Origin of the sequence: Staphylococcus sp. T93 (genome assembly GCF_016743875.1) — a bacterium.
GTDB lineage: Bacteria > Bacillota > Bacilli > Staphylococcales > Staphylococcaceae > Staphylococcus > Staphylococcus aureus.
Map to the genome: position 1 here is coordinate 842,369 of NZ_CP068247.1, position 14,554 is coordinate 856,922.

The window sequence follows — 14,554 nt, forward strand, 5'->3', positions numbered from 1 at the left end:
AATAATGATTCACCATCAAAATCATGTTTCAAGACACATTTGAAATTGCGTCTTATTATTTTTTGTCTTCAGACTTTTTATCATCAGATTTCTTGTCGTCTGATTTTTGATTTTTATCAATAAATGCTTTTAAATCATCTAATTGTGATTTGTATGTTTTCTCTGGTGCTGCTACATATCCAGCTTCTTCAGCTGCTTTACCTTTATCTTCTAAGACGAATTTGATAAATTCTGACATTACTTTATTATCTTTCAATGCTTTTTCATTTACATAAATGAATAATGGTCTACTTAATGCATAAGAGTTATCTTGAATTGTTTTTTTCGTAGGCTCTGTTGCTTTACCATTTTCATCTTTGATTTTAACTTCTTTTAATTTATCTTTATTTTGTACGTAGAAGTTATATCCAAAGTATCCGATTCCCTCTTTGTTTTTCGTTACAGAAGAAACGATAGCATTTGTATCAGCATTTTTTTCTGCTTTAATATCTTCTTTATTCATTACTTCATTTTCAAAGAAGTCATAAGTACCATGACTTGAGTTTGGTGATACAGCATTTATTTTTTTATCTGGCCATTTACTATTAACATCTTTCCATGTTTTAGCTTTTCCAGAATAAATTGCTTTTAATTGCTGTTTGTCTAATTCATCTACAAAATCATTTTCTTTATTTACAGCAACCGTTACACCATCTTGCGCAATTTTGAATTCTTTGTATTTGATATTCTTATCTTGTAATTTTTGCTTCTCTTCATCTTTAATTGGTCTAGAAGCATCAGCGAAGTCGATATCTCCTGCAATGAATTTTTGGAAACCAGCACCTGTACCAGCTTGTCCTGCTGAGATTTTAGCATCCGAGTGATCTTGAGCCCATTTTTCATTTAATTTCTCCACAATTGGTGCTACTGTTGATGAGCCATCACCTTTAGCTTCCCCTTTTAAATCACTATTACCACTGCCACCATTACCGCCACCACAAGCACCTAATAATAGTGTTGCACCTAAAGCTGTAGTACCAACAAATTGCCATTTTTTCATTGAAATATCCTCCCTGTATGAACAACAAATAGTATTTGTATTGATTACATCTTTATCTTAACCTTGAATTATTAACCTCATTTTTAGAAACTGTAAATGTTACATAAAAAATTGTTAAGAAAATGTAAATATTAATTTTTGTTAATCTAAAAAATATTGCTTCATTAGTAAAATTAAAATGCTTCCTGAAAAATTATCGAAATTTAAATATGAATACAAAAATGGCTGGGACATAAATCCCTAAAAAAACAGCAGTAAGATAATTTTCAATTAGAAAATATCTTACTGCTGTTCTCTATTTATACAATACTTCGTATTGAATGGCTTCGCTTTGCCCGTCTGTCACATTACTGTAAAATTCTATAAATAGAATTTTTGATGACGGGTCCCTTCCTAGGGTGCCGTCTCAGCCACCCCAACCGGCACATTGTTGTAAGCTGACTATATGTCAGCTTCTGTGTTGGGGCCCCTGTCTTCGACTGGCACTGCTCCCTCAGGAGTCTCGCCATTAATACTACGTATTAACATGTAATTTTACTTTGAAATACATTAAAGCCCAAATTAATCAAAAGCTTTCTGAACCAGAAACGAAAAAAATCTATAGTCATAGAAAAATTTATGTAGAGCCTGTTTTTGGATTTATGAAGGCTATTTTGGGTTTCACTCGAATGTCAGTTCGAGGAATAAATAAAGTTAAACGAGAGCTAGGTTTTGTATTAATGGCACTTAATATAAGGAAAATAGCAGCTCAACGAGCTGTACATTATAAAATACATATCAAAAAAGCTGATTTCCATCAAATAATTAATAGAAATCAGCTTTTTTACATTGCCTAAGAACTTAATGTCCCAGCCTATTCGTTTGAATTATTTAATTTTTTACTTTGAAAGGAATGTTTAAAAAACTACTTCATCTGTCCGATTTAATATTGAATAAAAAAAACACGCATCCTACGACACGTGTAAAAATGATTATTCTTTTGAGTCCATTCGACTCCAACCTTTTTTAGTTAAAGCGATTTTACCTGTTTCTATATTAATAATCTTCTGTTTATATAAGTGACCGATTGCACGTTTGAATGAACCTTTACTCATATTGAATACTTCTTTAATCGCTTCAGGGCTTGATTTGTCCCAGAATGGTAATTCACCATCATATTCAACTAGTAAATCAAAGATGACTTGGCCGTCATCGTCTAAACGTTCATGTGCAAGTGGTAAAAATGAACCATTTAACTCACCTTTATCATTATGCCCGATAATTCTAACTTGAACAGATTCACCTAATCTTGGTTCAGCTTTACGTTCTGATTCATGTACGAAAATTTTGTAACCTGATTCGCTTAATAAAAAGCTACCAATTCGTAATACGCGGTAAGGTTTGGCTTCAATGACTTCGTTTTTTAAATTATCGTCGTGTACAGGTGTAAACATATTTTCTACAACAGATTCACTCGCTAAACGTCCATACATATGATTCTCACGGTCAATTCGTAATGTAACTAGCAAATAATCACCAGGTTGTGGCCATAGTGATTTCACTTTTGGTAAATCTTCCCATGGTACTAACACTTCACGGGGTAATCCAACATCTATACGTGCCCCATCGCGATCCGTTTTAAGTACTTTAGCAAAGTCATATTTATCTTTCGTAATATCAGGCATATTTTGAGTTGCAAATAATTCACCTGAACGGTTTGGATAAATGAAGAAACTATATTCTTCACCTACTTCTAATTCATCATCATCGTTCATTTCTGATTGGTTTAACTTTACGTTTTCACCGTTTGGTCCTTTTAAAAGGTAAGTTGAACCTTGTAACCCTACTACTTCAAGGAATTCTATAGAACCTACTATATCTTTGTCTAATGCCATGTTATTCTCCTTCGATTCTTGTATTCTTTATTATTATAACATGTGTGAGTCATTCTATCATTACAACTTATATGAGGTCGAAACTGTGACGATAATATGATATAATTCTTCCGTTAGAATATCGAATGAAAAAAAGGAGAAAATGCATGTTACAAGTAACTGATGTGAGTTTACGTTTTGGAGATCGTAAACTATTTGAAGATGTAAATATTAAATTTACAGAAGGTAATTGTTATGGATTAATTGGTGCGAATGGTGCAGGTAAATCAACATTCTTAAAAATATTATCTGGTGAATTAGATTCTCAAACAGGACATGTTTCATTAGGGAAAAATGAACGTCTAGCTGTTTTAAAACAGGACCACTATGCTTATGAAGATGAACGCGTGCTTGATGTTGTAATTAAAGGTCACGAACGTCTTTATGAGGTTATGAAAGAAAAAGATGAAATCTATATGAAGCCAGATTTCAGTGATGAAGATGGTATCCGTGCTGCTGAACTTGAAGGTGAATTTGCAGAAATGAATGGTTGGAATGCTGAAGCTGATGCTGCTAACCTTTTATCTGGTTTAGGTATCGATCCAACTTTACACGATAAAAAAATGGCTGAATTAGAAAACAACCAAAAAATTAAAGTATTATTAGCGCAAAGTTTATTCGGTGAACCAGACGTACTATTACTGGATGAGCCTACTAACGGTCTCGATATTCCAGCAATCAGTTGGTTAGAAGATTTCTTAATTAACTTTGATAATACTGTTATCGTAGTATCGCATGACCGTCATTTCTTAAATAATGTATGTACTCATATCGCTGATTTAGACTTCGGTAAAATTAAAGTTTATGTTGGTAACTATGATTTTTGGTATCAATCTAGTCAGTTAGCTCAAAAGATGGCTCAAGAACAAAACAAGAAAAAAGAAGAAAAAATGAAAGAGTTACAGGACTTTATTGCTCGTTTCTCAGCTAACGCTTCTAAATCTAAACAAGCAACAAGTCGTAAAAAACAACTCGAGAAAATTGAATTAGATGATATTCAACCATCATCAAGAAGATATCCTTTCGTTAAATTCACACCTGAGCGCGAAATCGGTAATGACTTACTAATCGTTCAAAATCTATCTAAAACGATTGACGGTGAAAAAGTATTAGATAATATTTCATTCACAATGAATCCAAATGATAAAGCAATTTTAATTGGGGATAGTGAAATTGCGAAAACCACATTGCTTAAAATATTAGCCGGTGAAATGGAACCAGACGAAGGTTCATATAAATGGGGTGTAACAACGTCATTAAGTTACTTCCCTAAAGATAACTCAGAATTCTTTGAGGGCGTTAATATGAACCTTGTAGATTGGTTAAGACAATACGCACCAGAAGATGAGCAAACTGAAACATTTTTACGCGGCTTCTTAGGCCGTATGCTATTTAGTGGAGAAGAAGTTAAGAAAAAAGCTAGTGTACTTTCAGGTGGAGAAAAAGTACGTTGTATGCTAAGTAAAATGATGTTATCAAGTGCAAACGTTCTTTTACTTGATGAACCAACAAACCACTTAGACTTAGAAAGTATTACTGCTGTTAATGATGGACTTAAATCATTCAAAGGTTCTATTATCTTTACTTCATATGACTTTGAATTTATCAATACAATCGCAAACCGTGTTATCGATTTAAATAAACAAGGTGGCGTTTCAAAAGAAATTCCATATGAAGAATATTTACAAGAAATCGGCGTTTTAAAATAAACATAATATGTAGAATTTCTTTTCGAAAATCTCTGTATTGAGGCCCGACCAACTTGCACATTATTGTAAGTTGGCTTACTGTCACCTTCTATATTGGGACTTATTCCGCAACTTGTATTGTTTGTAGAAATTAGGAATCCAATTTCTCTATGTGTTGCACCGACAAGGATTGAAAAAAGCTAGCTACAAAGTCATTTTCATTCAGTCAACTACTGTCAATATAACATTGCAGGGCCTAGGGCATTGATTCATGTCCGAGACTATATTCAATTTAATAGACATTAACTGGGCGTCTCGATGCTAATATTTATAGCATCGAGGTGTCCTTTTTATTTTATTTTTTAACACATCAGCATAGTGAACACCCCTTCTCTAAATTACAAATACAGTTATCAACGCATTAAAAGAGTACATTTATTTAATGTGCATATTGATTATGCTATAAGTATTTTGAATTTTATTTTTCAAAAAGTCTCATTATCACCACCTTTTAAAATATAAGCAACGCTATAACTTGAATTTTCAGGTTATTCCAAAAAATCTAAATTATCGGTTTACATTCATATTTGTCATATGTATAATGAACACATACCAATTTAATAATATTTTGATGAGGCGCATCAATCATGAGTAAAGTTTAGATTACTGTCTGCTAACAGCTAAATTTGAAAGGGTGCGATGCCGAAGCAATTATAATAGCAGTTATAATTTGTTGGACTTTTTGGTTAAGAGCTGAGAGTTTGTCATTATTTAAAAATAATGGAGTGCATCACTTGTATATAGATTAAGAGCAAGTTCGCATTCCGAACTTGTTCTTTTTTTATTATTGTGTGCCCTTCCTAACAATTAGGAGGATTATATGGTAACAAGAAGTGTGTTGAAATTTGGCGGATCATCCGTCAGTGATTTTACAAAAATAAAAAGGATCGCTGAAATGTTAAAGGAGCGAGTCAATCAAGATGAACAATTAATTGTCGTTGTAAGTGCTATGGGTAACACAACAGATCAATTAATGACGAATGTATCAACCTTGACTAAAGCACCAAAACAACAAGAACTGGCATTATTATTGACAACCGGAGAGCAACAAACTGTATCTTATTTATCAATGGTATTAAATGATATCGGTATGAATGCCAAAGCAATGACTGGCTATCAAGCGGGTATTAAAACCATTGGCCATCATTTAAAAAGTAAAATTGCTCAAATTAATCCTCAAACATTTGAACAAGCCTTTCAAGAAAACGATATTTTAGTAGTTGCTGGATTTCAAGGCATCAATGAACATCAGGAATTAACAACTTTAGGCAGAGGTGGTTCTGATACGACCGCTGTGGCACTTGCTGTTAGTAATCAAATACCTTGTGAAATTTATACCGACGTTGATGGTGTGTATGCCACTGACCCAAGACTTTTACCAAAGGCTAAACGACTAGACATCGTCTCATATGAAGAAATGATGGAAATGAGCGCTTTAGGTGCTGGTGTACTTGAAACAAGAAGTGTTGAATTAGCTAAAAACTATAATATCCCTTTATATTTAGGAAAAACTTTATCGAACGTGAAAGGAACATGGATTATGTCAAATGAAGAAATATTAGAGAAAAAAGCAGTTACTGGTGTGGCTTTGGATAAACATATGATGCATGTAACAATTAGTTATCCCCTACCTGACAATCAGCTACTTACCCAACTATTTACGGAACTTGAAGAAGGTGCTGTAAATGTTGATATGATTTCACAAATCGTCAACTTGGATGGGCTACAACTATCCTTCACGATTAAAGATAGTGATTTTCATCAAATTTCTATGATTCTTGAAACATTAAAGAATCAATATGAAGCATTAGCTTATAAAATCAATGAGCATTATGTCAAAATTTCATTAATTGGCTCAGGCATGCGTGATATGTCAGGTGTGGCATCAAAAGCATTTTTGACATTAATTGAAAATAATATACCTTTCTACCAAACAACAACATCTGAAATAAGTATTTCATACGTCATTGATGATTTTAATGGGCAACAAGCGGTAGAAAAACTATATGACGCATTTAACATTTAATGGTAAAATGATTGTTAAAATATTCTAAAAATTGGAAATTATTATAAAATGGAGTGACAAGTTATGACAAAGTTAGCAGTTGTGGGTGCAACAGGATTAGTAGGTACAAAAATGTTGGAGACATTAAATCGTAAAAATATTCCTTTCGATGAATTAGTATTATTTTCATCAGCACGTTCTGCAGGGCAAGAAGTTGAATTTCAAGGAAAAACATATACAGTTCAAGAATTAACTGATGCTCGTGCAAGTGAACATTTCGATTATGTATTAATGAGTGCTGGTGGCGGTACAAGCGAACACTTTGCCCCACTTTTTGAAAAAGCTGGTGCAATCGTTATAGACAATTCAAGTCAATGGCGTATGGCAGAAGATATTGATTTAATCGTTCCGGAAGTCAATGAACCTACATTTACAAGAGGTATCATTGCCAATCCAAACTGCTCTACGATTCAATCTGTTGTACCTCTAAAAGTATTGCAAGATGCTTATGGTTTAAAACGAGTGGCATATACAACATATCAAGCTGTATCAGGTTCAGGGATGAAAGGTAAGAAAGATTTAGCTGAAGGTGTAAATGGTAAAGCACCAGAAGCATATCCACATCCAATTTATAATAATGTGTTACCGCATATTGATGTGTTTTTAGAAAACGGATATACAAAAGAAGAACAAAAAATGATTGATGAGACGAGAAAAATTTTAAATGCGCCAGACTTAAAAGTAACAGCAACATGCGCACGTGTGCCTGTTCAAGATAGTCATAGTGTTGAAATTGATGTAACGCTTGACAAAGAAACAACAGCAGAAGATATTAAAGCGTTATTTGATCAAGATGACCGCGTTGTTTTAGTAGACAATCCAGAGAACAATGAATATCCAATGGCAATCAATTCTACTAATAAAGATGAAGTGTTTGTTGGCCGTATACGTAGAGATGATTCATTAGAAAATACTTTCCATGTATGGTGTACATCAGACAATTTATTAAAAGGTGCTGCATTAAATGCTGTACAAGTATTGGAACAAGTTATGCGTTTAAAAGGAGCGAATTAAAATGACACATTTATTTGAGGGTGTTGGCGTTGCACTTACAACCCCTTTTACAAATAACAAAGTTAATATTGAAGCTTTGAAAACACACGTTAATTTTTTACTAGAAAATAATGCCCAAGCAATCATCGTTAATGGAACTACTGCTGAGAGCCCTACTTTAACAACAGATGAAAAAGAACGCATTCTAAAAACAGTTATTGATCTTGTAGATAAACGTGTTCCTGTCATAGCAGGAACTGGCACTAATGATACTGAAAAGTCAATCCAAGCTTCAATCCAAGCTAAAGCCTTAGGGGCTGATGCAATTATGTTAATTACGCCCTACTACAACAAAACGAACCAACGTGGTTTAGTCAAACACTTTGAAGCGATTGCAGATGCTGTGAAATTACCAGTCGTGCTGTACAATGTTCCTTCAAGAACGAACATGACAATTGAACCAGAAACTGTAGAAATATTAAGTCAACATCCTTATATAGTTGCTTTAAAAGATGCTACGAATGATTTTGAGTATTTAGAAGAAGTGAAAAAGCGCATTGATACAAATTCATTTGCATTATATAGTGGCAATGATGACAACGTCGTCGAATACTATCAACGTGGCGGTCAAGGGGTTATCTCTGTTATTGCCAATGTCATTCCTAAAGAATTTCAAGCGTTATACGATGCTCAACAAAGTGGATTAGATATTCAAGATCAATTTAAACCAATCGGCACACTGTTATCAGCTTTATCAGTTGATATTAACCCAATTCCTATTAAAGCTCTAACAAGTTATTTAGGATTTGGAAATTATGAATTACGTCTACCATTGGTTAGCCTAGAAGATACAGATACTAAAGTGCTTCGTGAAACATATGACACATTTAAAGCGGGTGAAAATGAGTGAAAATATTACTAATTGGCTATGGCGCAATGAATCAACGCGTTGCTAGATTAGCAGAAGAAAAAGGACATGAAATCGTTGGGGTCATTGAAAATACACCGAAAGCAACAACGCCATATCAACAATATCAACATATTGCAGATGTTAAAGGTGCCGATGTTGCAATAGATTTTTCAAATCCAAATCTGCTTTTCCCTTTATTAGATGAAGATTTTCATTTGCCATTAGTTGTGGCAACAACTGGCGAGAAAGAAAAACTACTTAATAAGTTAGATGAATTGAGTCAAAATATGCCTGTGTTTTTCAGCGCGAACATGAGTTATGGCGTTCATGCATTGACTAAAATTTTAGCAGCTGCTGTTCCCCTACTTGATGATTTCGACATCGAATTGACTGAGGCACATCATAATAAAAAAGTAGATGCACCAAGTGGTACGTTAGAAAAATTGTATGATGTGATCGTATCTTTGAAAGAAAATGTAACACCTGTGTATGATAGACATGAATTAAATGAAAAACGCCAGCCACAAGATATTGGTATACATTCTATTCGTGGAGGTACGATTGTCGGTGAACATGAAGTTCTATTTGCTGGCACTGATGAAACGATTCAAATCACGCATCGTGCACAATCAAAAGATATTTTTGCGAATGGTGCAATACAAGCAGCAGAACGCTTAGTTAATAAACCAAACGGCTTTTATACGTTTGACAACTTATAAACATATTAAAGGAGATCGATTATTTTATGGTACAACATTTAACAGCTGAAGAAATTATTCAATATATAAGTGATGCTAAAAAGTCTACACCAATAAAAGTATATTTAAATGGTAATTTTGAAGGCATCACATATCCAGAAAGTTTTAAAGTATTTGGTTCAGAACAATCTAAAGTAATCTTTTGTGAAGCGGATGATTGGAAACCTTTTTACGAAGCATATGGTAGTCAATTCGAAGATATAGAAATTGAAATGGATCGTCGCAATTCTGCTATTCCATTAAAAGACTTAACAAATACGAATGCACGAATTGAACCAGGTGCGTTTATTAGAGAACAAGCCATTATTGAAGATGGTGCTGTCGTTATGATGGGCGCAACAATTAATATTGGCGCAGTCGTTGGCGAAGGTACAATGATTGATATGAATGCTACTCTCGGTGGTCGTGCTACAACTGGTAAAAATGTACATGTAGGGGCTGGCGCAGTATTAGCAGGTGTGATTGAACCCCCTAGTGCTTCACCGGTTATAATCGAGGATGATGTATTAATCGGTGCAAATGCAGTTATTTTAGAAGGTGTACGTGTTGGTAAAGGTGCTATTGTTGCAGCTGGCGCGATTGTGACACAAGATGTACCAGCTGGTGCAGTTGTTGCTGGTACACCTGCAAAAGTGATTAAGCAAGCTTCTGAAGTACAAGATACTAAAAAAGAGATTGTAGCAGCATTAAGAAAACTGAATGACTAGTGACGTCAACGTATAATAATTTCAAGGTTGAGATACGATTATGTCTCAACCTTATTGTTTAGCATTGAATAAACTTATGATCACAAATTTCGAAATACGTTACACTATTTATATAGTAATTTAACACAAAGGATTGATAATTATGAATGAATTAGAATTTGTTACGAAACATCGCCGTCATTTACATCAACATCCTGAATTAAGCTTACATGAATTTGAAACAACTGCTTATATTAAAGCGTTTTTAGATAGTTTAAATATTAAATACGATTGCCCATTGGAAACTGGCGTCATTGCATACTTAGAAGGTAATGGCTCACATACGATAGCGTATAGAGCTGATATTGATGCGTTACCTATTTTAGAGGAAAATGATGTGCCTTATCGCAGTCAATCTGATCATGTGATGCATGCTTGTGGACATGATGGTCATACAACTGCATTAATGCTTTTTGTACAACGTTGCAAAGACATGCAAGATGCAGGTCAATTACCGCAAAATGTCGTTTTCATTTTCCAACCTGCAGAAGAAACTGGTGGCGGTGCAAATCGATTAATAAAAGCCGGTGCCTTTGATAAGTATCCAATTGAAGCGGTATTTGGTATTCATGTTAACCCATTTGCTGATGAAGGCATTGCAGTGATAAGAGATGAAGAAATTACGGCCAGCGCAACAGAGTATCGCTTTTTCTTAACAGGCCTGTCAAGTCATGTTGCTGATAAAGAACAAGGTCATTCTTGTGGTGAAGCATTACAACATGTATTAACTCAAATATCACAAATTCAACAATTTCACCTTAACGGTTTGAAACGAAATATTGTTCATATTGGTCATTTTAAAGCTGGTGAAGCGATTAACACTGTACCAAGTAATGGCTATTTAGAAGGTACTATTCGTACATATGATATTGATGATTTAACAATCGTTAAAAATCAAATGCACAAGATAGCAGAAAGTGTCAAGCTTCTGTTTAATGTAGATTGTGAAGTTAAATTTGCAGAAGGTTATCCCCCTACAATCAATAGTCCGAAATTACGTACTCAAATAGAGGACGCCTTAATAAAAGCTGATTTAAATGTCTATGACAAACCAACGCCATTCTTATTTGGGGAAGATTTTAGTTTTTATGGTCAACAACTAGCTCCAGCTTACTTTGTTTTTATAGGAACACGAAATGAAGATAAAGGTTTTGTAACTGGTTTGCACACATCACATTTAAATTTTGATGAAAAAGTGTTAATAAACGTGGTTAATTTTTACGAAAATTTATTAAATAATTACAAAGAGGTGTAATACATTGACAGCAACATGGTCTGTAAATAAGAAAATATTTTTACAAAATGCAATCACAGTCAAAAACAATCAGCCATTAATGGCAGTTGTTAAAAATAATGCATATCACTATGACCTAGAATTTGCTGTAACTCAGTTTATCCATGCAGGTATAGATACATTTAGCACAACATCACTACGAGAAGCAATTCAAATTAGACAACTTGCTCCAGATGCAACAATCTTTTTAATGAATGCAGTTTACGAGTTTGATTTAGTCCGTGAACATCAAATACACATGACTTTGCCGTCGTTGACATATTACTATAACCATAAAAATGATTTAGCTGGTATTCATGTTCACTTAGAATTTGAAAATTTATTACATCGGTCTGGATTTAAAGATTTAAACGAAATTAAAGAAGTATTGAAAGATCACCATCATAATCAAAATGCAAAAATGATTATTAGTGGTTTATGGACCCATTTTGGATATGCTGATGAATTCGATGTGTCAGATTATAATGTTGAACGTTCACAATGGATGGAAATTGTTGAAGCACTTTTATCTGAAGGTTATCAGTTCGACCTAATCCATGCTCAAAATAGTGCGAGTTTTTATCGGGAAGGACAAATATTACTACCCCACCATACACATGCGCGTGTAGGTATTGCGTTATACGGTTCAAGACCATATAGTTCACTGAATCAACATGATATAGTTCAGTCATTAACTTTAAAAGCACATGTTATTCAAGTGCGCGAAGTACAAGCTGGTGATTATTGCGGTTATAGCTTTGCCTTTGAAGTGACTAAAAACAATACAAAATTAGCTGTAGTTGATATCGGTTATGGCGATGGAATTTTAAGAACTCGTGCTAAACATGAAGCACTTATCAATGGTAAACGCTACCCGATACGTGCATTAATGATGAGCCATATGTTTGTTGAAGTAGATGGCAATGTACATGCACAAGATGAAGTTATTCTTTATAATAATGATATCCGCATCGATGAATATACCTTTAAAGGTGTTGGTGCAAATTCTGAACAATTAAGTGCTATGAATCATGATTCTTTAAAAAAGGAGTACATTTCAAATGACTGTTAAATATAATCAAAATGGCGAATTAACAATGGATGGTATTAGTTTAAAAACGATTGCACAAAGCTTTGGTACACCTACCATTGTTTATGATGAACTACAAATTAGAGAACAGATGCGCCGTTACCATCGCGCATTTAAAGATAGTGGATTAAAATACAATATTTCATACGCCTCAAAGGCATTTACTTGCATTCAAATGGTCAAACTTGTAGCTGAGGAAGATTTACAGTTAGATGTTGTTTCTGAAGGTGAATTATATACAGCTTTAGAAGCAGGTTTTGAACCGAGTCGCATCCATTTCCATGGTAACAATAAAACGAAACATGAAATTAGGTATGCTTTAGAAAATAATATCGGTTATTTTGTTATAGATTCATTAGAAGAAATTGAATTAATAGACCGCTATGCTAATGATACGGTTCAAGTTGTATTACGAGTTAATCCAGGTGTTGAAGCACATACACACGAATTTATTCAAACTGGGCAAGAAGATAGTAAGTTTGGATTATCAATTCAATATGGCTTAGCTAAAAAAGCAATTGACAAAGTCCAACAATCTAAACACTTAAAATTAAAAGGTGTACATTGTCATATTGGTTCACAGATTGAAGGTACAGAAGCATTTATTGAAACTGCTAAAATTGTTTTACGTTGGCTTAAAGAGCAAGGCATTCAAGTTGAATTATTAAACCTTGGTGGTGGCTTTGGTATTAAATATGTTGAAGGTGACGAAAGTTTCCCTATCGAAAGTGGTATTAAAGATATTACAGACGCAATAAAATCCGAAATTAAAGTTCTAGGTATAGATGCACCAGAAATAGGTATTGAACCGGGACGATCAATTGTAGGTGAAGCTGGCGTTACTTTATATGAAGTTGGAACCATTAAAGAAATTCCAGAGATTAATAAATATGTTTCAATCGATGGCGGTATGAGTGATCATATCAGAACTGCACTTTATGACGCAAAGTATCAAGCATTGCTTGTTAATAGAAATGAAGAAGCAGATGACAGTGTAACTATAGCTGGAAAATTATGTGAGTCTGGTGATATCATTATTAAAGACGCTAAATTACCTTCATCAGTCAAACGTGGAGACTATCTTGCTATATTATCAACTGGTGCATATCATTACTCTATGGCATCCAATTACAATCAAATGCAAAAGCCTTCTGTGTTTTTCTTAAAAGATGGCAAAGCACGTGAAGTTATAAAGCGACAATCGTTAAGACAACTCATTATTAATGATACAAAATAAAAATAAACAAAGTAATCCCCGAAGCACAGAAAATTATACTGTGACTCGGGGAATTTTTATGCATTATAGATGACTGTAGAAAACATGCTTGGACATATACTCTAAAAAAGGAAGAACAGCACATTTTTAGTTAGAAAGTATTTATTTCTTTTTGTCATTAATCCTTTATATTTAGTTAGCCCTATTCAACTAATTTAAAGCATCATATACATACCACACTTTAAACAAGCATCATGAAATTAGATTTTATGCTTTACTTGCTTTTTCAAATAATATAAAACGATAAGAATTAACAACAAATATAATGTATAAAACAGAATTTCATCAAATCCAAAATCTTTACTTGTAATTAATACATCAATATCTTCTAATTCCATCATCTCTGCTTTAATATAATTATTAAACTTTGGCAAAGTCATTAAATGTACATTGTAAATATAGTAATAAAAGTCGATAAATATGATGTTAAAAAATATGTATGTTTTATCAATATTAGTTTTGAAAAATAGTATCCCAGAAATCATTATCGGAATCACTAATACAATCATCATTGCTGCTAAAATATTAATATTTAATCCAATTGCAGATAATACACCGAAAACTAATAAATTAGCAACTAAACTAAGGATAAGATATTTCATAAAATCACCTCGTCGTTGTACACCATAATTATATTATATAAATATATTTTTCTATTGCAAACAATGTTGGTGATATAAAAAAAGAGTTCTCAATTTGGTTGAGAAACTCATCGCGTTAAGTATTTGTAATAAGCATATAAA

At 33.4% G+C, this 14,554-nt stretch carries 12 protein-coding genes, 1 pseudogene and 1 riboswitch; of the genes and pseudogenes, 10 read left to right on the forward strand and 3 right to left on the reverse strand.

What is annotated here, in order from left to right; all coding sequences use genetic code 11:
- Positions 1-55: 55 nt before the first annotated feature.
- The gene (locus JG553_RS04110) at positions 56-1,039 is read right to left on the reverse strand and encodes a phosphate ABC transporter substrate-binding protein PstS (protein WP_000759232.1); all 984 of its coding nucleotides are present in this window, start codon (positions 1,037-1,039) and stop codon (positions 56-58) included.
- A 545-nt stretch (positions 1,040-1,584) separates the two neighbouring features.
- Here JG553_RS04110 and JG553_RS04115 point away from each other — a divergent pair.
- A pseudogene (locus tag JG553_RS04115) lies at positions 1,585-1,875 on the forward strand (transposase); the annotation flags it as partial.
- Between the two features lie 135 nt (positions 1,876-2,010).
- On the opposite strand, the gene cvfB reads toward JG553_RS04115, so the two are convergent.
- Positions 2,011-2,913, reverse strand: a complete 903-nt coding sequence (cvfB, locus tag JG553_RS04120; RefSeq protein ID WP_001162359.1) for an RNA-binding virulence regulatory protein CvfB — start codon at positions 2,911-2,913, stop codon at positions 2,011-2,013.
- Between the two features lie 146 nt (positions 2,914-3,059).
- Here cvfB and JG553_RS04125 point away from each other — a divergent pair, with 146 nt between their 5' ends.
- The 9 genes from JG553_RS04125 to lysA all read left to right on the forward strand — a co-directional run bounded on the left by JG553_RS04125 (position 3,060) and on the right by lysA (position 13,772).
- On the forward strand, positions 3,060-4,661 hold the full coding sequence (locus tag JG553_RS04125; protein WP_000942300.1) for an ABC-F family ATP-binding cassette domain-containing protein: 1,602 nt from the start codon (positions 3,060-3,062) through the stop codon (positions 4,659-4,661).
- A 602-nt stretch (positions 4,662-5,263) separates the two neighbouring features.
- Positions 5,264-5,439: riboswitch (Lysine riboswitch) on the forward strand.
- Between the two features lie 81 nt (positions 5,440-5,520).
- A complete protein-coding gene (locus JG553_RS04130) occupies positions 5,521-6,726 on the forward strand; it encodes an aspartate kinase (protein ID WP_000258712.1) in 1,206 nt (401 codons plus the stop codon).
- Between the two features lie 63 nt (positions 6,727-6,789).
- A complete protein-coding gene (locus tag JG553_RS04135) occupies positions 6,790-7,779 on the forward strand; it encodes an aspartate-semialdehyde dehydrogenase (protein WP_000163531.1) in 990 nt (329 codons plus the stop codon).
- 1 nt (position 7,780) lies between these two features.
- Positions 7,781-8,668 (forward strand): 4-hydroxy-tetrahydrodipicolinate synthase, encoded by an 888-nt coding sequence (dapA, locus tag JG553_RS04140; RefSeq protein WP_000149257.1) that lies wholly within the window; start codon positions 7,781-7,783, stop codon positions 8,666-8,668.
- A complete protein-coding gene (gene dapB / locus JG553_RS04145) occupies positions 8,665-9,387 on the forward strand; it encodes a 4-hydroxy-tetrahydrodipicolinate reductase (RefSeq protein WP_000698235.1) in 723 nt (240 codons plus the stop codon). The genes dapA and dapB overlap by 4 nt, the downstream gene beginning before the upstream one ends.
- A 26-nt stretch (positions 9,388-9,413) precedes the next feature.
- A complete protein-coding gene (gene dapD, locus JG553_RS04150; protein WP_000249839.1) occupies positions 9,414-10,133 on the forward strand; it encodes a 2,3,4,5-tetrahydropyridine-2,6-dicarboxylate N-acetyltransferase in 720 nt (239 codons plus the stop codon).
- A gap of 142 nt (positions 10,134-10,275) precedes the next feature.
- Entirely contained in the window at positions 10,276-11,427 is a 1,152-nt protein-coding gene (locus tag JG553_RS04155) for an amidohydrolase (RefSeq protein WP_001003793.1), read from the forward strand.
- Between the two features lie 4 nt (positions 11,428-11,431).
- Positions 11,432-12,517 carry an alanine racemase gene (locus tag JG553_RS04160; protein ID WP_000127593.1) on the forward strand — a complete coding sequence of 362 codons (1,086 nt, stop codon included), beginning with the start codon at positions 11,432-11,434 and terminating at the stop codon, positions 12,515-12,517.
- Positions 12,507-13,772: a diaminopimelate decarboxylase gene (gene lysA, locus JG553_RS04165; protein WP_000216946.1), complete on the forward strand. Its 1,266-nt coding sequence runs from the start codon at positions 12,507-12,509 to the stop codon at positions 13,770-13,772. Before JG553_RS04160 ends, lysA begins: the two co-directional genes overlap by 11 nt.
- Positions 13,773-14,011: 239 nt before the next feature.
- Here lysA and msaC read toward each other — a convergent pair whose 3' ends face one another.
- Positions 14,012-14,413: a sarA expression modulator MsaC gene (gene msaC / locus JG553_RS04170; protein ID WP_000876201.1), complete on the reverse strand. Its 402-nt coding sequence runs from the start codon at positions 14,411-14,413 to the stop codon at positions 14,012-14,014.
- Positions 14,414-14,554 lie beyond the last annotated feature (141 nt).